The following is a 22,489-nucleotide window of genomic DNA, read 5'->3' as shown; positions in this document are numbered from 1 at the left end:
GCCGAGTCAGTCCCGGGCAGCCGTCACCTCCACCGCACCCTGACGCGACTGCTCCACGGACCGTCCCCGGCTGCGCTGACCGCGCGGACACGCACGAAGTACGTCCGACCGGGGCGCAGCCCGGTGAGCACGAGGAACCTCCTCGACGTCCTCCCCCGGACCTGCCACGGTCCGCTGCGCGCGGTCGCGAGCTGGACGACGTAGCGCGTGACGGGTGCGCTCCCGGTGCGGCTCGGCGCCTTCCACGTGAGACGGACGCCCCTCCTCTCGGACGCGCCCGTCACGGCCCGCGGCGCGGACGGGGCCACGTCGGGCGCCTGGGTGGGGGGCGGCGTGGGGGGCGCCGTCGGGGTCGGTGTGGACGTCGGCGTCGGGCTGGGCGACGGGCTCGGCGGTGGGGAGGTCGTGGCCCCCGTCACCACGCGCACCGGCGCCGAGGCCGGTCCGACACCTGCGCTGCTCGAGGCCTCCACCACCACCCAGTGCGCGGTCGCGCCCGCGAGCCCCGACAGCGTCGCATCGAGCCCGCTCGTGCTCGGCCCGTCGAGCCAGGACAACGTCGCCCCGTCGACGGCGTACCGGACCTGGTAGGTCACGTCGGGGTCGTCACCGAGGTCGCTCGGCGGCTCCCAGGTGACGTCCACGCTGCCGGGGCCGGGCGTGAGGGACACGTTGCGGGGCGCGCCGGGCGCGCCGGGTGCGGGGCCGAACCCGAGGTCGACCGTGACCTCGGTGGCCTCGGGGAGTTCGACCTCGCGGGTGCGCTCGGTGCCCGGCCTGACGTCGTACGTCGGCACCAGCGGTCCGAAGTAGCCGGGCGTGACCTCGACGTCGCCGGGCAGCACGCCCATGAGCTCGTAGTCTCCCTCGGGACCGGTGTCGGTGCAGCGTGCGCCCTCCTCGCCGGGCGAGCGCTCACACACCTCGACCCCGGCCATCCCGGGCTCCCCCGCGTCGCGTACGCCGTCGCGGTCGGCGTCCTCGAACACCGTCCCGCTGATGGTGCCGCGGGTGTCGTGCAGGCCGATGGGCGCGGCCTGGACCGTCGAGCCGTTGACCGTCACGACCACCTGCTGCTGGCCACCGGTCGTCACCCGCGTGCCCTCGGGCGGCTGGATGCTGAAGCTGTAGGTCTCGTCGACCAGCCGCGGGATGCGGTAGCCCGCACCGTCCGCCTCACCGCAGCCGTAGGCGAGCGGTCCCTCGACGCACGGCCTGACACCTGGCACGGTGCCCTCCCCCGGGTCTCGCACGCCGTCGGCGTCCACGTCGTCGAAGACCTCGCCGACGATCGCCGAGCGCCCGACGAGGACACCGAACTCGGGCCGGGCGCTGGGACCGCCGACGCCGGCCGCGACGGCGTACCGCGTCTGCGGACTCGTCGGGTAGATGCCCTCGGCCCTCGCCTGGGGCGGCATCGCCTGGTAGACCCCGGAGCCGAGGTGGTCGAGCACCGCCACCCCGTCGGCACCGGTGACGCCCCGGTCGGGCAGCTCCTGCGTCCTGCCGCAACCGCCACCGCCCGCGGTGGTGATGCGGTAGCAGCTCGTGGGCACCCCCGCCACGCCTGCTTCCCCCGGGTCCCGCGTGCCGTCGCGGTCGACGTCCTCGAAGACGACCTGCGTGATGCTGCCCGCACCGTCGGGGAAGTCCGGGACCGGCTGGCCGGTGAGGCTGGTCGGGAGCGTCATGCCGAAGTCCACGTGGGCCCACCCGCTGGCGGCCCCCACCTGCACGACGTGTGGCTGGAGGTCTCCGGGCCGGGTCTGCAGGCGCATGCCGTAGGGCAGGACGTCGAAGTTCGCCTCCCCGACCAGCCACGTGCCCGGGCTGAGGTTCTCCAGGGCGTAGCTGCCGTCGGCGGCGGTGGCGGAGCCGGCCTCACCGAGGATCCGTCCGTCGGGGCCGATGCGGTAGGCGAAGACGGAGAGCATCGCGGTCCAGTCGCTGCTCGGCGGCGTCGGCAGCCCGACGTCACCGCCGTCGACGATGCCGTTGGCGTTGCCGTCGTGGAAGACGCGGCCCGTGATCGCGTTGCGGTCGAGCGGCTCGCGCGCATCGGTGGCGGTCGTCAGCCTCGGACCGTCGGTGGACTCGATCCCGTCGTCGTCGACCGCCTGCACCGTGAACTCGTACGACGTCCCGCGCGCCAACCCGGTCACGTTGTGGGTCCGCACCGAACCGGCGCGCTCCGCGACCTGCACGCCGTCGCGGTAGATCCGGTAGTGCTGGATGCTCCCCCCGTCCTGGGCGGCCGGCCAGGTGAGGGTGAGCGAGGTCGGGGCGACGTCCGTCGCGGTCAGCGTCGCCCCCGACGGCCAGGTCGGGCCGGCCCCCGCGGTCGTGACCTGCCGGGTCGGCCCGTCCTCGCTCCAGTGACCTGCGGCGTCCCCGGCCTCGACCCGGAAGGTGTACGTCGTCCACGGGGCCAGGCCGGTCGCGGCGAGCTGCCGCGTGTCGGCGTCCGTGGATCCGACCAGCGTGGTGCCGCGGTAGACCCGGTACGCGGTGACGGCGGTGCCGTCAGCCGCGGCGGGCCAGCTCAGCACGACCCGGTCCGCCTCAGGTGCCTCGTGCTCGAGCACGGCGTCGGCCGGCCAGGTCGGCGCGCAGACATCGGGTACGGGCGGGCTCACGGCGACGAGGTCGTGGGGCACCCCGTCGACCACGGCACTGTGGTGCGTGGCGGTGCGGGCGAAGGAGATCGACGCGACGGAGTACGACGTGCTGGCGGCGATCGAGCCGTCGTCGGTGGCGCGGAGGACCACGTCCATCGCCGTCTGGTTGTTCTGCGAGACGATCGCGAGCATCTCGCCGCACGGGCTGAACTGCCAGAACCCGGTGCCGGTCATGGTGCCGCTGCTGCGCTGCGTGCCGGAGTCGAGGTCGTGCACGCTCCACGCGACCGCCTGGGCGTCCATCCGGTAGGCCAGGAAGAACTCGTCGTCGTCCGGGCTGAACCCGAAGCCGGCCTCGCCGAACGTGCCGCCGGACGGGCCGACCGCGAAGGCGTACTGGGTGTCGAGGCGACGCGTCCCGGTGCGGGCGTCCCAGATCTGCTGGTGAACGGTGTTGTTGGTGCCGTCGACGAGCCCGGTGTAGGCGAAGAACTCGCCGTGCGGGCTGAAGCCCAGCCGGCCGGCGTCCTCCGTCGTCGACACGGAGACCAGCACGTCGGACGGGTTCGCCGAGGTGAGGTCGTGCACCTCGACCTCGTGCAGCCCGTTGCGGATTCCGGTGACGACGAAGCGGTCCTGGTCGGGGCTGAAGCCCCAGCTCGGCAGGTCGGTGACGATGGTGTCGACCAGCGAGTCGTCAGCCGTGCGCCGGATGGTCAGCGTGATCGCGGGCAGGGAGCCTGTGGCGCTGACGCGGTAGCGCGGGCTGCTGGTCGCCGAGGAGCCGTCGTCGTCGACGAAGATCGTGCGCACGCCCGCCGGGGCGACGTACGGACCGGTCACGGGACACGCGCAGCTGGCGTCGCCGTCGTCGACGGTCGCGGTCGAGGGACCGGGCGGCTGGGCCGCCAGCGAGGCCAGCACGAGGGCGAGGAGGGCGATCGCTCGGGTCGTCGTGCGCCACCGGGCGCGCAGCAGGTCGGTCACCAGCAGACTGGACCACCGTCGGAGGCAGTGGCGCATTGGTGGTACTACGTAGGTCTAGACCATCCGACGGTTAAGGTTCCGGCGTGCCCGCCCGCCCACTCACCCGTCGTACGACGCTGGGCTCGGCGCTCGCGGCACCCCTCGGCCTCGCCGCCTGCGACATCGACCCGCCGGCCCGCGACGCCGACTCCCCCGCGGCCACACCGCCGCCGCCCGAAGACTCCGAGCTGGTCGCGACCGTGGTCGCCGCTCTGGTCGACGCAGGGGCCGTCCTCGCCGCCGCGACCGCCGCGGTGCCGGCCATCGACGCGCAGCTCGAGCCGCTCGCCGCCGCCCACACCGCGCACCGCGAGCTCCTCGCCGAAGCCGTCCCGGACGCCGAGCAGCCCACTGCCGCGCCCGCCACCGTGCCTCCCCGACCCCAGCCGGCGCTCCGCGCGGTCCGCCGCTCCGAGCAGCAGCTGCTCCGGACCCTCCGCGAGGGCTGCCTGGGCGCCGCCAGCGGAGACCTGGCCCGCGTGCTGGCCAGCATGGCCGCGTCGACGTCGCAGCACCTCGCGGCGCTCACCCCGGGGGTCACCCCGTGAGCGTCCTCGACGCCCTCCAGACCACGCTCGCCGACGAGCACGCCGCCCTCTACGTCTACGGCGTCCTCGGCGCGCGGACCTCGCAGGCGGCGGCTCCCCAGCTGTACGACGCCCTCACGACGGCGTTCCGGCGACACCGCTCGCGCCGCGACCAGCTGCGCGCGATGGTCACCGAGGCCGGCGGCGAGCCGGTGGCGGCGGCACCGGCGTACGACGTCGAGCTCCCGGTGCAGGGAGTGGAGCGGATCCGCGCGGCCGCCCTCGCCATCGAGGTCGACGGTGTCGAGACCCTCCTCGCGCTGGTCGCCCAGTCCTCGGGCGCCGTCCGCGAGTGGGCGCTCACCGAGGCGACCTGGTCGGCCACCTGGCAGCTCGAGCTCGGCGGCGAGCCGCAGGCCTGGCCGGGCGCCCCAGAGCTGGAGTGAGTAGCGCTCGCCATCTGCGGGTGGGCGGGGGCACCGGCCTCCCGGCCACCGCGCTCGGCGCCCGACGTCGTCTGGACTGAGGAGCGAGCGAGTGCGACGAGCGCAGCGAGGCAGCTCGGGAGCGACGAGGGAAGACGACGTCTTCAGGGGCGCCGAGCACGCGCGAGCGGAGCGAGCGCCAACAAGCACAGCGCAAAAAAGAACGGCCCGCGGCCTCAACCATTGGGAAAGTCCCGAGATCCTTCCCAATGGCCGAGGACGCGGACCGCCTTGTGGGGTTGGTCAGCATCACCCGATGTGGCCCCTCCTGTGGGGGTGGGGGAGCCACATGCACAATCATGCATTCGATCCGGGGCGAGTAGAACCGTAACGCGGTTGCATGTTCGTGCAACGCACAAAGTTGCAGGTGATCCACACGACGCCCACACGAGGGCAACGAGCCCGGCGGCGCCCTCAGCGGGCGCCGAGGGCGCGCACGGCAGCGGGGATCTCGGCCAGCGAGTGGACCGTCGCGTCGGGGTCGCCCTCGGTGTGCCCGACCTGTGAGGACGGGATGTTGCTCAGCGGGATGTGGATCGCCCTGAGGCCGGCGTTGTGGGCTCCCCAGACGTCGTCGAAGAGCCGATCCCCCACGTAGACGCACGCCGCCGGATCGCCCACTCCCACGGCCTCCATCGCCGCGGCGAAGGCGCGCGGCGACGGCTTGGTCCACGGGATCTCGCTGGAGTAGACGTCGCCGTCGATGAGGTCGTGGACGCCGTCGCGCTCGAAGAAGCCGACGTGCCACTCCCGGGGCCAGACCGTGTTGGAGAGCACCCCGATCTTCAGGTCCGCCGACCGCAGCTCCTCGAACATCGGCCGTGCCTCGGGATCGGTCAGGGTGTGCGGCTCCCAGAAGTCGTAGTAGGCCTGCAATAGGTCGGGGTCGTGGTCCAGACCAGCCTCGACGAAGAGGTCGGCGATCGTCGCGCTCTGCTGGTGGTCGCGGCTGCGCCCCCAGATCACGTCGCCGGCGCGGTGGAGCCGCTCGGCGTGCGCGTGGTGGTCGTCCTCGGGCGTCGGCGTACGACGTACGGCCAGGGCCAGCGCCAGTGACTCGGCGTGGAAGTCGATGTCGTGCCAGCGGGTGAGCGTGCCACCCCAGTCGAAGATGACCGCCTCGATGGCCATCCTCAGCTGCGGACGATGTCGACGATGTGGGTGGCGGCGCGGTCGACCGCGACCTCCTCGCGCTCGCCCGACCTGCGGTCGCGGACCTCGACGGTGCCGTCGGCCAGACCGCGGCCGACGGTGACGATCGTGGGCACGCCGATGAGCTCGGCGTCCTTGAACTTCACGCCGGGCGTGATCTTGCCGGTGCGGTCGTCGAGCAGCACCTCGAGCCCGGCGTCCTTGAGGTCGCGGGCGAGCTGCTCGGCGGCGCCGAGGATCGCCTCGTCCTTGCCGGCCGCGACCACGTGGACGTCGGCGGGCGCGACGTTGCGCGGCCAGCAGAGGCCGAGCTCGTCGAGCGTGCCCTCGGCGATCGCCGCCACGGCGCGCGACGGGCCGATGCCGTAGGAGCCCATCGTGACGGTGACGAGCTTGCCGTTCTCGTCCAGGACCTGCAGGCCGAGCGCGTCGGCGTACTTGCGGCCGAGCTGGAAGATGTGGCCCATCTCGACGCCGCGGGCGGACTCGAGCACGCCCTCCGCGCAGTTGGGGCAGGCGTCGCCGTCGCGCACGTCGGCGGCCTCGATGGTGCCGTCGGGCGTGAAGTCGCGGCCGACGACCATGTCGATGACGTGGGAGCCGGGGACGTTGGCGCCGGTGACCCAGCGGGTGCCCTCGGAGATGCGCGGGTCGACGACGAAGCGGATGCCCGACTTCGCCTCCTCCCCCAGCACCTCGGGGCCGATGTAGCCCTTCACGAGCGCGGGGTGCTTGGCCATCTCCGCCTCGTCCATGGGCTCGACCTCGATCGGCTCGAGCTGGCCCTCGAGGCGCTTCTGGTCGACCTCGCGGTCGCCGGGCACGCCGATGGCGAGGGGCTCGCGGGTGCCGTCGGGGTGCTTGAGCACCACGAGCACGTTCTTGAGCGTGTCGCCGGCGACCCAGGGCCGGTCCTCGCGCGGGAAGGCGGCGTTGAGGTGGTCGACCAGGCTTCCGATGGTGGGCGTGTCGGGGGTGTCCTCGGCGTGCGCGGCGGGCACGCCGTCGTACGACACGGGGGCGGGCGCGGGCACGGCGACGGCCTCGACGTTGGCGGCGTAGTCGCAGTGCGTGCAGCGGACGTAGGTGTCCTCACCGACCTCGGCCTTGGCGAGGAACTCCTCGCTCGCCGAGCCGCCCATGGCGCCGGAGGTCGCCTTGACGATGACGTACTCGAAGCCGAGGCGGTCGAAGATCCGGATGTAGGCGTCGCGGTGCTTCTGGTACGACTCCTCGAGCCCGGCGTCGTCGACGTCGAAGGAGTAGGAGTCCTTCATGATGAACTCGCGCCCGCGCAGCAGGCCCGCGCGGGGACGCGCCTCGTCGCGGTACTTGGTCTGGATCTGGTAGATCGAGAGCGGCAGGTCCTTGTAGGAGGAGTACAGGTCCTTCACCACGAGGGTGAACATCTCCTCGTGCGTGGGCCCGAGGAGGTAGTCGGCACCCTTGCGGTCCTGGAGCCGGAAGATGTTGGGGCCGTACTCGGTCCAGCGGTTGGTCGCCTCGTAGGGCTCCTTGGGCAGCAGCGCGGGGAACGACAGCTCCTGGGCGCCCATCTCGTCCATCTCCTCGCGGATGATGTCCTCGATCTTGCGCAGCACCCGGAGGCCGAGGGGCAGCCAGGTGTAGATGCCCGGCGCGTTGCGACGGATGTAGCCGGCGCGGACCAGCAGCTTGTGGCTCGGCACCTCGGCGTCGTTCGGGTCGTCGCGCAGGGTGCGCACGAACAGGGTCGACATGCGGAGGAGGCGGCCAGTCATGGGCGCAAGGATAGGTGGGCGCCTCCGTGGGCCGCGAACCAGATTCCCCGTCGGACGCAGGCAACCTCGGCCCACCGCGGGACGTCTCCCTCACGACACCGCAGACTCCAGGGGGAAAGACCATGCGTCACTCACGCACCGCCGGCTTCGTGCTGGCGGCCATCACGACCGCGCTGACACTCGTCGCGCCCGCCCACGCGGCTGCACCGACCGTCGAGCTCCAGCCGCAGCGGCTCACCCGCGGGGCCGACGTCGCGGTCCCGCACCTCGAGGACGGACCGTGGGGTGACGTCTTCGTGGACGGCGAACGCAGCGTCGAGCTGCCCGGCCGGATCGCGCGGGTCATCGGCCGCTCCGGCGACGCCTGGCTGGTCGGCACGAACAACGTCGACGTCAAGCGCAACCGGCGCGTCGTACGCGTCGAGGCGGACGGCACGGTCGTCGACGTCCTCCGCAACATCGACCCCTCGACCGTCATCCTCTCCGCCGACGGCAGCACCCTGGCGTGGCAGGGCTTCTCCGGAGGCGGCCGGAAGGTGACGACGTACGCCGCCTCGGCGGCCGACGGCGCCGTGCTGGGCAGCAAGGGCCCGGGCCGGTACGTCACCCTGCTCGACGTCGACGCCGACCGCGCCGTGCTCAGCCGCGACGGCCGGACCTTCGAGTGGAGGATCCGGACCGGTCGGACCAGGACGATCGTGGAGAAGTCCGCAGGCCTGGCGAGCATCGAGCACGACCTGCTCAGCTTCTCCACCAAGGACCCCTACCTCGGCGGCTGCACGAAGCTGGTGCGGCTCAGCGCCCCGCGAATGAAGCACTGGACGTCGTGCCGCGACCGCGTGGCCGCCGTCTCCCCCGACGGCACGCAGATGCTGACCTTCCACAAGCTCACCGACGGCCTCGGCCCGGGCGACATCCACCTCCGCACCCTCGACGGCACGAGGCTCGCGACCTACCGGACCAACTGGTTCAGCGGCTGGGACTGGGAGTCGCCCGACACCCTGCTGCTCGACGTCAACGGCACCCGGAAGTCCTCCACGGTGCGCTGCACCCTCGACGCTTGCGAGAACGCCACCGACCCCGTGAAGGCCTCGACCCCGTGAGTGCTCGGACCGCTTAGCCGCCTCAGCCCACGCGCTCGGCGCCCGACGTCGTCTGGACTGACGAGCGAGCGAGCGCGACGAGCGCAGCGAGACAGCTCGGGAGCGAGGAGGGAAGACGACGTCTTCAGGGGCGCCGAGCACGCGCGAGCGGAGCGAGCGCCAACAATTCAGACGCCGAGGGCGGTGAACGACGCCGCGGTGGCGGCCAGGACCTGGTCACCCGCGGCCACCTCGCGGGCGGCGAGCATGGCCTCGCCGAGCCCGTGGCCCTGTCGCAGGGCGGCGTGGAGGGCGACCATCACCTCCACGGTGGCGGCGTCGTCTACCTCGCCGAGGCTGGAGACGATTCCGGCGGTGCCCATCGACAAGAGGGCGGCAGACAGGCCGAGCAGCTCCTGCGCCCCGACGGGTGCCATCTCCCCCGACTCGCACGCGGACAGCACGACGCGGTGCGGCGGACGCGTCAACCGCTGGAGGTCGTGCACGAGCAGCGGCCCGTCGGCCATGACGAGCGAGGAGAAGAGCGGGCTGTCCTCGCGGAAGTGCCCGTGGGCGGCGACGTGGGCGAGCGCCGCGCCGTCGAGCGCGGCCAGCGACGCCTCGACCGTCGCGTCGTCGCCGTCGAGCACCTCGGCGGACGGGTCCTGGGCGGCCACCGCGGGCACCTCGGCACCGCCGCTGGCCAGTCCCGGGCCGACGAGCATCACCCGTCGGTCGGCTTCGGCCGAGCTCTGGCGTGCGCGCAGCCACAGCCGGGCGGAGGGCGTGCTCGTCACCGGCCGGCCAGCGAGTCCGGGGAGCAGCCCCCACGGAACACCCTGCAGCGCGCTGGTGCCCGACACCACGACTCGCGACTCCCCCACGTGGTCGAGCGCCGATCCGAGCAGCGCCTTCTGGAGCCGTGCCCCGGCCAGGTCGAGCTGGGACCGGCGGCCACGCGCCGCGCCGCGGAGGGCGAACAGCGCGAAGTCGACCGCGGTCGAGGCGGCGGCTGCGTCGCCCACGTCGAGACGGCGTACGCGTCCGTTCGCGACCACGAGTGCGTGCAGGTGACCGTCGATCTCGGTGAGCTCGACCAGCACGGTGTCGTCCGCGGCGAGGGCGTCGAGGAGCCGACGTACGTCGAGTGCATCACCCCCCGCGCCGCTGCCGCGCACGTGGAGCAGCCGTCGGCGTACGGCCTGCTCGATCCGCTGGGCGCGTGCCTCGATCCGCTCCGTCGGCTCGCCCGCCGCACGTGCCTCGGCCAACCGCCGGCGCTGGTCCCGGAGAGCGGCGAGGTCGGCCACGGTCTCCGGATCGTGTTCCTGGGTGGCGCGAGGCACCGCCAGAGCGGTGGCCCGCCACCGCTCGGCCCAGCGCAGCAGCCGCCGGGAATCTCGCGACGCCAGGGCGGTCCGCGTGCCGAGCTCCGCCAGCTCCGCCCCGTGTCCGGACGACAGCGCCCGCAGCTCCTGGCTGCCGAAGGTCGCCCGGTGCTCGTCGAGAGCCGACAGTCCGCGTTCGCAGGCGCGAAGGACGCCGCCGGTGTCCCCGGCGTGGTCTCGGCGCAGCGCTTCGGCCAGCCAGGCCAACGCCCGGGTGGTGCCGACCGGCGCGTTCCGGAAGCATGCGGCTTCGTCCAACCATCCGGCCACCAGCTGACGCGCGTCCGGGCCTCGCACACGGCTGCCGACCCGAGCGCCGAGGAGCAGCGCCTGCGGGAGCTCCGGCGCATCGTGGCGTCGAGCCGCGTCGATGAGCGACTCGACACGGGGCAGCAGCCGGGCCGGCCGGTCTGTCGACCTCGACCGCGCCCAGATCGCGATCAGCTCGGCCCTGATCCAGTGTTGCTCCTGGCCCTGACGATGGAAAAGGAGGCGCGCCTCGTCAGCCGCCGCTCGGGCGCGGGCGGGGGCGTCGGCGGCCAGCGCTGCCCCTGCCAGGGCCAGCAGCAAGTCGGCCCGCTCGACCTCGGCCAGCGGACGGGCCACGAGCGCGCGCTCGACGACTTCGAGGGCGTCGGTGGCAAGCCCGCCGGCGAGGAGGGCCCTGCACTGGTCGTAGACGAGGTCCACGCTGGTGACACCCATGGCGTCCCACCGGCGGCTCGCCTCGGCGTAGCGCTCGAGCGCGATCGGCAGGTCACCCTCAAGCGACGCGACCCACCCTTGGTTCTGGACGCCCACCGCTGCGTCCCAGCCGATCCCGAGCTCGGTGTAGAGGTCGAGCGACTCAGCGAATGCCCGCCGCGCACCTTCGATGTCGCCGAGCCGCACCTTCGTGACTCCGTCGAGGTTGAGGGCGCGTGCACGCCACACGTCGTCGACCGAGCGGTCGAGGAGCTGGAGTGCGTGCCGCAGGTCGTGCGAGCCCGCTTCGTCGCGCTCGAGGTTGATGCTCAGCACCCTGGCGCGCAGCACCAGCGCTCGTGCGAGGGGGACGCCCGTGAGCTCCTCGGTCGCGCGGTCGAGATGAGCCAGACCCTGACGGGTGCGTCCAGCGAACACGAGCGTCGTGCCGAGCGTGGCCCTGACGTCACCCTCTCGCTCGCGGTCCGCACGCCGCGCGAGCGCCAGAGCCTGGCGCAGGTGCCGTAGTGCGTCGTCGGTCTCGCCGGTGTCGCGCAGGACGATCCCGACGATCTGGTGACCGATCGACGCGATCCCCGGGTCCGGGTCCGGAATCAGCTCCTCGACAGCCCTGTCTCGGGCGGCCGCGGGGTCGGCGAAGAGGGTACGGAGAACCTCTTCGGCGTCAGTCCTCGTCACCATGGTGGCTCCATCCTTGCGGATCTCATGGTGAAGATGTGCGGATCCTCTCGTCAGTGCTGGCTTGACGGTCTAGCGTCGGGCCATGAGCGACTGGAAGATCGGCGACGACCGACGGCGGCGCACCACGGACCAGCTGAGGAACCTCAGGGAGGCGAACGACGGGCAGCTCGAGTGGGACACCGAGGCACCCGCCGACTTCACCTACCTCTACCACCCCGACCGGGTGCTCGTTCGCGCCGAGGACGCCGGCCTGTTCGACGAGGCGGTGGCCCGGCTCGACAAGGGGGTCCTCCGCGGCGAGCCCATGCGTGACGACGTACGACTCCTGGACGGTGAGCTGGTGCGCTACCTGCTCCCGGAGCGACCGGGCGGCCAGTCGGTCCCCGAGATCCTCGACCTTCTCGAGGAGCGTGACCTGCGCCGCGGGGCCGCGTCGCCCGACCACTGGGTCCACGTCTCACCCGGCGGCGGCAGCGCCTGCCCTGCCGTCGAGCCCGAGGAGACCGGGCTCAAGGAGCCGTGGCCCCCGCAGACCACACAGGAGAAGGCTGTCCGCGACGTGAGTGTCGTGGTCGTCGACACCGGCTGGCACCCGCCGGCCGCCACCGACCCGCGGACGCCGTGGATGCACGACATCGAGGGTGATGACGAGCTCAACGGTCCGGACCTGCGGCCGTACGCCGGGCACGGCACGTTCATCGCGGGGGTCGTGCGGTGCGTGGCGCCAGCCACGGAGATCTTCGTGGAGGGCTTCGCCATCGGCGGGGTCGGCGGGGGCGGGATCCTCGAGTCCGACCTGGTCGTGCAGCTCGAGGAGGCGCTGACCCACGACCCTCAGGTCATCAACCTCTCGGCTGGCTGCCGCACCCGTGACGACCTGCCCTCCATTGCCTTCGAGACCTTCTACAACACGCGCATGAGAGGACAGGACTGCGTACTCGTGGCTGCTGCGGGCAACGACTCGTGGGCGGCGCCGTTCTGGCCGGCCGCCTTCAAGTGGTGCGTCGGCGTTGGCTCCCTCGACCGCGACGGCCGCATCTCGGAGTTCTCCAACTACGGCGTCTCCGCCGACGTCTACGCGCTCGGCCGCAACCTCGTCAACGCGTTCCCCGACGGGACGTTCGTGTGCCACGAGACACCGAACAAGGGCGACGTGCGCGTGTTCAGCACCGGCATGGCCCGCTGGAGCGGTACGTCGTTCGCGGCCCCGGTCGTGGCGGGCCTCATCGCCCGGGAGATCTCCGAGACCGGATCGTCGGCGGCTGACGCCCGCCACGCGGTGCTGTCCCGCGCGGTCTACGACTCCGACCCCGTCATCGGCCCGCACAAGGAGCTGCGCCAGCCCTACGTCTGATCGGTTCAGACCTCGATCCACCGGCTGCTGGCGGAGCCGGTGCCGTTGCTGACGGTGAACCGGACCTCGCCGCTCGCCTCGGCGGTGATGGCGAAGAAGCCCACCTCGTCGAGGCCGGAGGTCCAGCGCTCGCCGTCGCGACTCTCCAGCGCAACCTCGACGGACCCCATGTCTCCGTCGAAGTCCAGCAGCTGGCCGCGCACCTGGTCGCCGTCGATCTCGGCGTCGAGCGACCAGCCCTCGGCGGCGGTGAAGTAGAGGATGCGGGCGGAGGCGAGCCCCCGCACCTGGGCCGCCGGCTCGTCGGCGGAGTCGCGGACCAGGACGAGGAGCTCCCACTCCTGGTCGAGGTCGGCGGCGGCGACGGTCGCGATCATGCTCGCCGTCAGGCCCGGAGGGGGCGGGTCGGCGAGGAGCCACATCTCGCGCAGGTCGTCGAGCAGGCTGTCGTCCGAGGCGTTCATCGTCCCCCTCCTTCGTTCGTCAGTGCGATCCTCACCTTGGCCAGGCAGCGGGCCCGGGTGGGTCCGATGCTGCCGACGGGCATGTCGAGCTCCTGGCTGAGTGACTGGTAGTCGGGTCGTTCCATGAAGGCGATGACCCGCAGCAGCTTGCGGCAGCGCTCGTCGACGCTCGCAACGGCCCGCCACAACCGAGCGGCGTCGTCGTCGAGCACGGCGAGGGCCTCCGCGGACTCCACGTCGGGGAGCACTGCGGCGAGCTTCTCGTCCTCCACCGGGGAGGCACGTCGTGCCTTCCTGGCATGTTCTGCGGCGCCGCGCCTGGCTGAGGTGATCAGCCAGGACGCGACGGCCCTGGGGTCCTTGATGGTCTGGTGCAGACGGACGAAACCGAGCCAGGTCGTCGCGATGACGTCTTCGGCCGACTGGCGGTCGTGTCCGTAGGCCCTCACCACGTGCCAGAGGACCGGTGTCATCGCGGTGACCAGATCGTCCACGGCGGCGGCGTCCCCTGCACGCCACGCCGTGAACGCCCCACTGGCTGTTTCCCACGGTGACGGGTCGAGCTCCCCCTCAGCTCTGCGGTGTTCTGACATGGTGACCATTGTCCCCATGTCCTCTCAGGTAGGGGTCACCGACGTGCTGATACACCGGGCGCAAACATTTTCTCGCGTTCTGCGCCGACGAGTCGCTCAGAACATCAGCGTGGCGAACGTGGCGGTCTGCTCGAACCCCACGCGGGCGTACGTCGCGCGCGCCGGCGCGTTCCACTCGTTGACGTAGAGGGAGACCACCGGGGCGACCCCGGAGCCGATCACGTGCGAGACGACGGCAGCCATGCCGGCCGCCGCGAGCCCCTGCCCCCGCCGGTCGGGACGGACCCACACGCCCTGCACCTGGGCGGCGTACGGCGTCACGCAGGCGACCTCGGCCTTGAACACCACGCCGTGGTCGTCGAAGCTCGCCATCGACCACCCGCGCCCGATCAGCTGCTGCACGCGGGCGCGGTAGAGGTCGCCGCCGCCTGCGTCGCTCTCGGGGGAGACGCCGACCTCCTCGGTGTACATCGCCACGCACGCCGGGTAGAGCTGCTCGAGGTCGCGCGGCGTGGTGACGCGCACGTCGGGGTCGCCCGGCATCGAGGGCACCTGGCCCATCTCGAGGTGCGGCTGCCGCGCCCGGAACTCCCGCGGTCGCTGCCAGCGCGGCTCGAGGGCGTCCCAGAGGGACGCGACGACGTCGTAGGGGCCGACGATGGTGCCGACCGTGCTCCGGCGGCGCAGCGCGACGTCGGCGAACGCGAGCACGTCGTCGGGCGTGCACTGGACGGGGACGAGGTTGGCGCCGAGGTGGCAGCCCGCGACCAGCTCCTCGCCGACGAACCGGCCCCACACCTGGCCGCCGAGCCAGCGCTCGTCGAGGTTGGTGAGGCGGGCGCGGTAGTCGGCGAACACGTTGACCACCGGGTCCTGCTCGGCGAGCGCGATGAACTGGTCCCGGTCGCCCGGGCCCAGCACACGCACCTGCTCGCGAGTCCTCAGCACGCTGGGAGCCTACTCAGGACAACCTCCCGAAAGGCTCTTTAGTGATTCTTCGTGCTCAGGAGAAGGAGCACCTCGGTCAGCTGACGCTGACCTGAGGTGCTCCCTCTCCAAGCTCCATGCCCTCGGCGATGCGCATGGCCTCCTCGATGAGGGTCTCCACGATCTGCGACTCGGGCACGGTCTTGACGACCTCGCCCTTGACGAAGATCTGGCCCTTGCCGTTGCCGGAGGCGACGCCGAGGTCGGCCTCGCGGGCCTCGCCGGGGCCGTTGACGACGCAGCCCATGACGGCGACGCGCAGCGGCACCTCGAGCCCGTCGAGGCCGGCGGTGACCTCCTCGGCGAGCTTGTAGACGTCGACCTGGGCGCGGCCACAGGACGGGCAGGAGACGATCTCGAGCCGGCGCGGCTTGAGGTTGAGCGACTCCAGGATCTGGAGGCCGACCTTGACCTCCTCGACCGGGGGCGCGGACAGCGAGACCCGGATGGTGTCGCCGATGCCCTGCGACAGCAGGTGACCGAAGGCGACCGCGGACTTGATGGTGCCCTGGAAGGCGGGGCCGGCCTCGGTGACACCGAGGTGCAGCGGCCAGTCGCCGGCCTCGGCGAGCAGCTCGTAGGCCCGCACCATGACGACCGGGTCGTTGTGCTTGACCGAGATCTTGAAGTCGTGGAAGTCGTGCTCCTCGAAGAGGCTGGCCTCCCACACGGCGGACTCGACGAGCGCCTCGGGCGTGGCCTTGCCGTACTTCTCGAGCAGCCGCTTGTCGAGCGAGCCGGCGTTGACGCCGATCCGGATCGAGGTGCCGCGGTCCTTGGCGGCCTTGGCGATCTCCTTGACCTGGTCGTCGAACTTGCGGATGTTGCCCGGGTTGACCCGGACGGCCGCGCAGCCGGCGTCGATGGCCGCGAAGACGTACTTCGGCTGGAAGTGGATGTCGGCGATCACCGGGATCTGGGAGTGCTGCGCGATCTCCGGCAGCGCGTCGGCGTCGTCCTGGCTCGGGCACGCCACGCGCACGATGTCGCAGCCGGTGGCGGTGAGCTCGGCGATCTGCTGCAGCGTGGCGTTGACGTCGGAGGTCAGGGTCGTGGTCATCGACTGGACTGAGATCGGCGAGTCGCTGCCGACGCCCACGGAGCCGACCTTGATCTGGCGGGTCTTGCGGCGGGGGGCCAGGACGGGGGGCGGGAGGGCGGGCATGCCGAGGCCGACGGACGTCATGGCGTCATCGTACGGGCCGGGTCGTCGGATCCCCGCGCCGGCGGGAGTGCCGCTGGGCGGTGGTGGAGGAGGATTCCACCGGCGCCGTTTGCCCGTGGAACACCGCCCAACCGGCGCGCCAACGCCGACACGCGATCCAGCGGTGGCCGAGGAGGATCTTGCGCCCTCGGAATCCCCCTCCACCACCGCTCAGCGGCGCACCAGGAGCTCAGCTGAGGTGGAGGGGCACCACGAGGTCGGCGACGATCAGCACCACGCCCATCACCAGCATCGCGAGCCCCACGACGTACGCCACGGGGAGCAGCTTGGCGACGTCGACGTGGCCGGGGTCCGGGCGGCCGCGGAGGCGGGCGATGCCGCGCTTGAGGCCTTCGTAGAGCGCGCCGGCGATGTGGCCGCCGTCGAGCGGGAGCAGCGGCACGAAGTTGAACATGCCGATGAAGAAGTTGAAGCTCGCGATCAGGAAGAGCAGCGTCACCAGCTTGTCGACGAGCGGGAACGCGTCGCTGGACGCGGCCTCGCCGGCGAACCGGCCACCGCCGACGATGGACACCGGGCTGTCGGCGGCACGCTCCTCGAGCCCGACGATGGCTCGCCCGACCTCGTAGACCTTCACCGGCAGCTGGCCGAGCGCCTTGACCGTCTCGACGGTCATCGACTCCATCTGGATCGCGGTGTAGATCGGGCCGCCGGTCGCCAGGTGGGTCTCGGGCTGGACGCCGAGGAAGCCGACCTCGGTGAGGGTCTCGTCCTCGAGCGAGGTCTGGCGCAGGGTGACGGTCGTGTTGGTCTCCAGCGTCAGCAGCTCGCCGTCGCGCCGCACCTCGATCACCGCGTCGCCGTCGGCGTTGGCGCGGATCAGCGCCTGGAAGGACTCCCAGTCCTCGAACGGCGTGCCGTTGAAGCTGACGATCTCGTCACCGGGCTCGATGCCCGCCTCGAGGGCCGGCGTCGCGGGGTCGGTGGAGCGGCAGGCGGTGCGCTCCTCGGCGGCCGGGATCACGCACTCGGGCACCGCGGCGACCGTCGGCTCGACGACCTGGTCGCGCGGGTTGCCGTAGGTCGCGAAGAGGATCACGAACAGCGAGAAGGCGATGGCGATGTTGACCATCGGGCCGCCCGCCATGACGATCACCTTCTTCCACCACGGCAGGCGGTAGAAGAGCCGGTCGGTGTCGTGCTGCTTGACGTACTCCCACTCCGCGGCGCGGGCGTCGGAGATCAGCTGCGTGAACAGGCCGGTGTTGGAGCGGCGCACCTTGTGCACCGGCTCCCCGTCCTCGTCGTACGTCGTCTCCTCGACGAGGCTCTCGGCGCCCGGGGGCAGCATCCCGACGATCTTGACGTAGCCGCCGAGCGGGATCGCCTTGACGCCGTACTCGGTCTCGCCGATCTGCTTGCTCCACACGGTCGGCCCGAAGCCGATGAACCACTGCGGCACCTTGCACCCGAACTTCTTGGCCGGGATGAGGTGGCCGAACTCGTGGAGGCCGATCGACGCCAGGATCGCCACGACGAACGTGACGACGCCCAGGGTGTAGAGCAGGGCGGTCATGCAGGGGGATCCTTCTCGGGTGCGGCGTCAGATGAGGGCCGACGCCTCCGCGCGCGCCCAGGCGTCGGCGGCGAGGACGTCGTCCACGGTGAAGTGCTCCCTCGATGGTACGTCGTGGAGGTCCAGGACCCGTGAAATCGTGGCCACGATGTCGGTGAACCGCAGTCGGCCCTCGTGGAAGGCGTCGACCGCGACCTCGTTGGCCGCGTTGTAGACCGCCGCGGCCGTGCCGCCGCGCTCCCCCGCCGCCCGGGCGAGGGTCACGGCCGGGAAGACGTCGTCGTCGAGCGGCTCGAAGCGCCAGTCCGAGGCCTGCGTCCAGTCGATCGGGGTCTCCGCGTCGGGCACCCGGTCAGGCCAGCCCATGCCGAGCGCGATGGGCACCAGCATCGTCGGCAGGCCGAGCTGGGCGACCACGGCCCCGTCGACGAACTCGACCATCGAGTGGATCAGCTGCTGCGGGTGGACGACGACGTCGATGCGGTCGAAGGGGATGTCGAAGAGCAGGTGCGCCTCGATCACCTCGAGGCCCTTGTTGACCAGCGTCGCGGAGTTGGTGGTGATCACCCGCCCCATCGCGAAGTTCGGGTGCGCCAAGGCCTGCTCGGGGGTGACGTCGGCCAGCTCGGCGGCGCTCCGCCCGCGGAACGGCCCGCCGGACGCGGTCAGGACCAGGCGGCGTACCTCCGCGGCCGAGCCCGCCCGCAGGCTCTGCGCGATGGCGCTGTGCTCGGAGTCCACGGGCACGATCTGGCCCGGTCGCGCGCGCTCCCTTACCAGCGGGCCGCCGATGATCAGCGACTCCTTGTTGGCCAGCGCGAGCGTGTTGCCGGCGTCGAGCGCGGCCAGCGTGGGCCGCAGCCCGACCGCGCCGGTGATGCCGTTGAGCACGACGTCGCACGCGCGGCCCGCGGCCTCGGTCGAGGCCTCCTCCCCCAGCCCGGAGAACGCCGGGGCGAACTCCGCGACCTGCGCCTCGAACAGCTCGGGGTTGGACCCGCCGGCCGTGAGCCCGACCACGCGGAACCGGTCGGGGTGGGCGCGGACGAGGTCGAGGGCCTGGGTGCCGATGGAGCCGGTCGAGCCGAGGATGACGATGTCGCGCGCACTCACGGGCGCCAGTGTGTCAGGTGCCGTCCCACGCCCTACGGCGTGTCGAACGACCACAACCGCACGCCGCCGACCTCCACCACGCCCGCTCCGGCCGGGACGGGCAGCTCCTGGTCGTCCGACGCGCCGACGGCGGCCAGGACCGAGAGCTCGTCGTCGCCGTGGCGCGAGAGGATCGCGTCTCCCGGCACGTCGGCGGACGGGGCGGGGTCCGTGCGACCGGCACGCATCGCGACGTCCCAGGGCAGGTCCTCGCCGTCGACGGTGAACACGGCCGCGTCATCGACGCTCCGGACCTGCACGTGGCCCTCCGCGCCGGGCGAGTTGTCGTACGCCGCCACCGCACCGACCCGGGCCACGGCGAGGACCGCGACCACGCCGGACTCCGCGGGCAGCGAGCCGAGCACGACCCGGTCCCCCACCCCGATGCCGAAGGCCCGCAGCACGCCGGCGCAGGCCGCCACCTCGGTCAGCAGCCAGGCGTAGGTGCGGCCGCCGCCGTCGAGGGACAGCGCGATGTCGTCGGCCCGCCCGCGGATGACGTGGAGGTCGAGGGCGTTGTAGCAGGCGTTGAGGGTGCCGGGGTCGTCGCCGCTGGGCGGCCGGAACCAGGTGACCTCCGCCATCAGGCCAGGCCGTTGTCCGCGGTCGCGGCGGGCTTGGACGGGGTCCGCAGCCACGCGGTGAAGAACCCGCGGAGGTCCTGGCCGCTGACCCTGCCCGCGACCTCCTCGAACTCCTCGGTGGCGCCGTTGCCGCCGCGCTGCTCGTGGATCCAGGTGCGGAGGATCCGCCAGAACGTGTCGTCGCCGACGCGGTTGCGCAGCGCCTGCAGCGTCATCGCGCCGCGGCCGTAGATGGCCCCGTCGAAGACCTTGTCGGCGCCGGGGTCGGCGACGGTGACCTTCCAGAACTCCGAGCCCGCCGCCATGGTGTCGTAGTAGGACTTCAGGATCGCCTTGCCGCTGCGCTCGCCGTGGGTCTCGCTGTAGCGCCACTCCATGAAGCTGGCGAAGCCCTCGTTGAGCCAGATGTCGCGCCACTGCTGCACGGCGATGTCGTCGCCGAACCACTGGTGGGCGAGCTCGTGCACGACCAGGCTGGTGTAGCTGCCGCCGACGGCGGGGTAGGTCGGGCGGGTCTGGTTCTCCAGCGCGAAGCCGGGGTCGAGCGAGGTCGTCAGACCGCCGACGACGGAGAACGGGTAGTCGCCGAGGTCCTTCTCGAGCCACGCGACGACGGCGGGGGTGCGCTTCATCAGCCGCATGCTGGCCTTCTGGTCGTTGGCGCTCAGGCCCTCCGACACCGCGACCAGCCACGGCAGGCCGCGGTGCTTGCCCTGGGCGAGGGTGAAGTCGCCGGCGGCGAAGAAGGCGAGGTAGGGGGCCATCGGCTCGTCGGCGCGCCAGTGCCAGGTCGTGGCCGCCTTCCCGACCGTGCGGCCGCGCAGCTTGCCGTTGGAGACCACCTCGCGACCGTTGGGCACCCGGATCTTCACGTCGACGATCGCCTTGTCGAGCGGGTGGTCGTTGGCGGGGAACCACCACGGCGCCATGTGCGGCTCGTTCATGGTCACGACCTCGTGGGCGTCGGCGAGCCAGTTGCGCTCGCCGGCGTAGGCGTACTTCCCGGGCTTGTCGGCGTACGTCACCACGACGGCGTGCCTGCTGCCCGCGGTCAGCGGGGCGGCCGGTGTGATGCGCAGCTCGTGGCCGCCGTCGGACCTGGTGAAGGCGGCCTTCTCGCCGTCGACGGTGACCTTGTCGACGTCGAGGAGGAAGTCGAGGGAGAAGCTGCTGAGGTCGGTCGTGGCCGTCAGCTCGACGCGGGTGCGCCCGGCGAGCCGCTTGGTGTCGAAGGCGTAGCGGTTGGCGATCTCGTAGCGGGCCACGTCGATGCCGCCGTTGCCGTCGAGCGGCCAGTAGGCGTCCCCGATGCCGGCCGCCCCGTCGGCGGCGGCCGCCGGCGCCTCAGCGGTCGCGATGCTGGTGGCGGGGCCGATCGCCGTGGCACTCGTCAGCGCGACGGCCAGGGTCGCGCAGAGGGCGGTGGAGATCAGGGGCCGGGAGACAGCTCGCGTGGTCACCACCCGAACCTAGCGCGTGCCGGTCACCGCTCGGGCTTGCCCGGGAATTCGGTTGCGCCGCGTCCGGACCGTCGCCGACCATGGTCCCGGCGTTCCGCCACACCGGGTGCTGCTCCCGCTCCGGTGCCCCGTCCGAAAGGAGCCGTGACATGTCCATCACTGTCCTCGGCCTGCCCGCCGACCACCTTTCGCACACACGGAGCACCGTTGACTCACACATTTCCGGAGGACTTCCTCCGGCCTGACGACCGTTCGCCCCTCGAGGGCATCGACGAGTCGTTCGTCTTCACCTACGACACCTACGCCGACGAGCTCGGCGCAGGTCAACGATGGTCCCGCTGGGAGGACCTCGAGGCCCTGATGAAGGGTCCTGAGCCGCGTCCCGACTGGGTCGTCACCTCGAGCGGAGCCATCGACACCGAGCTCGGCGTCCTGAAGACCGGCAAGGAGGCCGACGTCTTCCTCGTCGAGCGCGAGGACCCGCACCGACCCGAGACCGCGGTGGTCATGGCGGCCAAGCGCTACCGCGACACCGACCACCGCACCTTCCACCGCGCGGCCGCCTACACCGAGGGCCGCTCGATGAAGCGCTCGCGCGACGAGCGCGCGCTGAAGCGGAAGTCCACCTGGGGCCGCCAGGTCGCCGCCGGCGAGTGGGCGATCTCGGAGTGGAACGCGCTGCGCCGGTGCTGGGAGCTCGGCCTGCCGGTCCCCTACCCGGTCCAGATCGACGACACCGAGATCATGATGGAGTGGATCACCTGGGACGGGGAGACGGCTCCGCGGGTGGCCCAGGTCAGGCCCGAGCGGTCCGTCGTGGAGGGCTTCTACGAGCAGCTGCGCGACGCCTTGGCCACGATGGTCCAGGCGGGGATCGTGCACGGCGACCTGTCGCCGTACAACACCCTCGCCGCCGGCGAGCGGCTGGTCATCATCGACCTGCCGCAGGTCGTGGACCTGGTGGGCAACCCGCAGGGCATGGACTTCCTGCTGCGCGACTGCGCCAACATGTGCGCCTGGTTCCGCTCGCGCGGGCTCGAGGTCGACGAGCAGGACCTGTTCGCCGACCTCATGGCCCACGCGTTCTGAGACGGGCGGATCAGGCGGGTGGCACGTCCAGCACCATCACGCAGTTGCCCTGGCCCTTGGGGCGGACGTAGGTGAAGCCGATGCGCTCGTACATCGTCCGGGTGGCGTTGTAGAGCCACGAGGCGGACGTCTTCTTGTCCGGCGGGAGGTCGTGGGGATAGGACTCCACACGGCCCCCGCCGGCCTCGGCGATCAGCGCGAGCGCGCCCTTCACCGCGACCTCGGCGAGGCCCGAGCGGCGCCGGTCCTTGGCGACGAACAGGCAGGTGATCCGGTAGTCCGGCGGCTGCTCGGTCTCGGCCTCCCACTGCTTGCGGTGGTGGATGTTGGGCAGCTCGGCCACGGTGCCGTACTCCGCCCAAGCGACCGCGCGGTCGTCCTCGACGACGAGCGCGGCGTGCGCGATCCCGTCGTCGACCAGCTTCTGCTTGAACGCCTGGTTGCCCATCTCCTCGCGCTCCGGCGGGTCGGGGTGGCAGTGGAAGTGCACGCACCAGCAGCTGCTGAAGAGTCCCTTGCGGTCCGCGAGGCCCGCGAACAGGTGCCAGGTGTCCGGCGTCAGGGCGACGACCTCGTGGCCGTCGATCGTGTGCCTCATGCCCGGCAGCCTAGGAGCGGTTGCGGACGTTCGGCGACCTGTT

General features: G+C 72.0%; 18 protein-coding genes. 5 read left to right on the top strand and 13 right to left on the bottom strand.

The window, feature by feature from the left end; genetic code table 11:
- Nucleotides 1-23: 23 nt before the first annotated feature.
- The gene (locus tag ACE3QY_RS13335; RefSeq protein ID WP_374456509.1) at nt 24-3,605 is read right to left on the bottom strand and encodes a fibronectin type III domain-containing protein; all 3,582 of its coding nucleotides are present in this window, start codon (nt 3,603-3,605) and stop codon (nt 24-26) included.
- Between the two features lie 83 nt (nt 3,606-3,688).
- Between ACE3QY_RS13335 and ACE3QY_RS13330 the strand changes: the two genes are divergently transcribed.
- Together ACE3QY_RS13330 and ACE3QY_RS13325 are read left to right on the top strand one after the other, a co-directional pair.
- Nucleotides 3,689-4,192: a hypothetical protein gene (locus ACE3QY_RS13330; protein ID WP_374456508.1), complete on the top strand. Its 504-nt coding sequence runs from the start codon at nt 3,689-3,691 to the stop codon at nt 4,190-4,192.
- Nucleotides 4,189-4,617, top strand: coding sequence for a ferritin-like domain-containing protein (locus tag ACE3QY_RS13325; protein WP_374456507.1), 429 nt, complete (start codon nt 4,189-4,191; stop codon nt 4,615-4,617). Before ACE3QY_RS13330 ends, ACE3QY_RS13325 begins: the two co-directional genes overlap by 4 nt.
- 453 nt (nt 4,618-5,070) lie before the next feature.
- On the opposite strand, the gene ACE3QY_RS13320 is transcribed toward ACE3QY_RS13325, so the two are convergent.
- Both ACE3QY_RS13320 and ACE3QY_RS13315 read right to left on the bottom strand, forming a co-directional pair.
- Entirely contained in the window at nt 5,071-5,787 is a 717-nt protein-coding gene (locus ACE3QY_RS13320) for an HAD family hydrolase (RefSeq protein WP_374456506.1), read from the bottom strand.
- 2 nt (nt 5,788-5,789) lie between these two features.
- Nucleotides 5,790-7,568, bottom strand: coding sequence for a proline--tRNA ligase (locus tag ACE3QY_RS13315; protein WP_374456505.1), 1,779 nt, complete (start codon nt 7,566-7,568; stop codon nt 5,790-5,792).
- Nucleotides 7,569-7,690: 122 nt separating this feature from the next.
- On the opposite strand from ACE3QY_RS13315, the gene ACE3QY_RS13310 reads away from it, so the two are divergent.
- Entirely contained in the window at nt 7,691-8,671 is a 981-nt protein-coding gene (locus ACE3QY_RS13310; protein WP_374456504.1) for a hypothetical protein, read from the top strand.
- 167 nt (nt 8,672-8,838) lie between these two features.
- Here the strand turns inward: ACE3QY_RS13310 and ACE3QY_RS13305 are convergent, their stop codons facing one another.
- The gene (locus ACE3QY_RS13305; RefSeq protein WP_374456503.1) at nt 8,839-11,424 is read right to left on the bottom strand and encodes a CHAT domain-containing protein; all 2,586 of its coding nucleotides are present in this window, start codon (nt 11,422-11,424) and stop codon (nt 8,839-8,841) included.
- Nucleotides 11,425-11,506: 82 nt separating this feature from the next.
- Here ACE3QY_RS13305 and ACE3QY_RS13300 point away from each other — a divergent pair, with 82 nt between their 5' ends.
- Entirely contained in the window at nt 11,507-12,778 is a 1,272-nt protein-coding gene (locus ACE3QY_RS13300; RefSeq protein ID WP_374456502.1) for a S8 family serine peptidase, read from the top strand.
- Nucleotides 12,779-12,783: 5 nt separating this feature from the next.
- On the opposite strand, the gene ACE3QY_RS13295 is transcribed toward ACE3QY_RS13300, so the two are convergent.
- From ACE3QY_RS13295 to ACE3QY_RS13260, 8 genes are all read right to left on the bottom strand, one after another.
- The gene (locus ACE3QY_RS13295) at nt 12,784-13,242 is read right to left on the bottom strand and encodes a hypothetical protein (protein ID WP_374456501.1); all 459 of its coding nucleotides are present in this window, start codon (nt 13,240-13,242) and stop codon (nt 12,784-12,786) included.
- Nucleotides 13,239-13,736 (bottom strand): RNA polymerase sigma factor, encoded by a 498-nt coding sequence (locus ACE3QY_RS13290; RefSeq protein ID WP_374456500.1) that lies wholly within the window; start codon nt 13,734-13,736, stop codon nt 13,239-13,241. The genes ACE3QY_RS13295 and ACE3QY_RS13290 overlap by 4 nt, the downstream gene beginning before the upstream one ends.
- Before the next feature lie 195 nt (nt 13,737-13,931).
- Nucleotides 13,932-14,783 carry a GNAT family N-acetyltransferase gene (locus ACE3QY_RS13285; RefSeq protein ID WP_374456499.1) on the bottom strand — a complete coding sequence of 284 codons (852 nt, stop codon included), beginning with the start codon at nt 14,781-14,783 and terminating at the stop codon, nt 13,932-13,934.
- A 76-nt stretch (nt 14,784-14,859) separates the two neighbouring features.
- A complete protein-coding gene (gene ispG, locus ACE3QY_RS13280) occupies nt 14,860-16,008 on the bottom strand; it encodes a flavodoxin-dependent (E)-4-hydroxy-3-methylbut-2-enyl-diphosphate synthase (protein WP_374456498.1) in 1,149 nt (382 codons plus the stop codon).
- A gap of 208 nt (nt 16,009-16,216) precedes the next feature.
- Nucleotides 16,217-17,563, bottom strand: coding sequence for an RIP metalloprotease (locus ACE3QY_RS13275; RefSeq protein WP_374456497.1), 1,347 nt, complete (start codon nt 17,561-17,563; stop codon nt 16,217-16,219).
- Nucleotides 17,564-17,590: 27 nt separating this feature from the next.
- Nucleotides 17,591-18,676, bottom strand: coding sequence for a 1-deoxy-D-xylulose-5-phosphate reductoisomerase (gene dxr / locus ACE3QY_RS13270; protein WP_374456496.1), 1,086 nt, complete (start codon nt 18,674-18,676; stop codon nt 17,591-17,593).
- 32 nt (nt 18,677-18,708) lie between these two features.
- Nucleotides 18,709-19,299: an AMP-binding protein gene (locus ACE3QY_RS13265; protein ID WP_374456495.1), complete on the bottom strand. Its 591-nt coding sequence runs from the start codon at nt 19,297-19,299 to the stop codon at nt 18,709-18,711.
- The gene (locus ACE3QY_RS13260) at nt 19,299-20,759 is read right to left on the bottom strand and encodes a M1 family metallopeptidase (RefSeq protein WP_374456494.1); all 1,461 of its coding nucleotides are present in this window, start codon (nt 20,757-20,759) and stop codon (nt 19,299-19,301) included. The genes ACE3QY_RS13265 and ACE3QY_RS13260 overlap by 1 nt, the downstream gene beginning before the upstream one ends.
- Before the next feature lie 207 nt (nt 20,760-20,966).
- Between ACE3QY_RS13260 and ACE3QY_RS13255 the strand changes: the two genes are divergently transcribed.
- Nucleotides 20,967-21,848: a serine protein kinase RIO gene (locus tag ACE3QY_RS13255; protein WP_374456493.1), complete on the top strand. Its 882-nt coding sequence runs from the start codon at nt 20,967-20,969 to the stop codon at nt 21,846-21,848.
- A gap of 10 nt (nt 21,849-21,858) precedes the next feature.
- On the opposite strand, the gene ACE3QY_RS13250 is transcribed toward ACE3QY_RS13255, so the two are convergent.
- Nucleotides 21,859-22,446 carry a GNAT family N-acetyltransferase gene (locus ACE3QY_RS13250; RefSeq protein WP_374456492.1) on the bottom strand — a complete coding sequence of 196 codons (588 nt, stop codon included), beginning with the start codon at nt 22,444-22,446 and terminating at the stop codon, nt 21,859-21,861.
- Nucleotides 22,447-22,489: the final 43 nt, after the last annotated feature.

The sequence above is a fragment of the Nocardioides sp. genome (genome assembly GCF_041913365.1).
In the GTDB taxonomy this organism is placed as follows: Bacteria; Actinomycetota; Actinomycetes; order Propionibacteriales; family Nocardioidaceae; genus Nocardioides.
The sequence above is the reverse complement of the archived record's forward strand: the minus strand, read 5'-3'. Positions and strand labels throughout refer to the sequence as shown.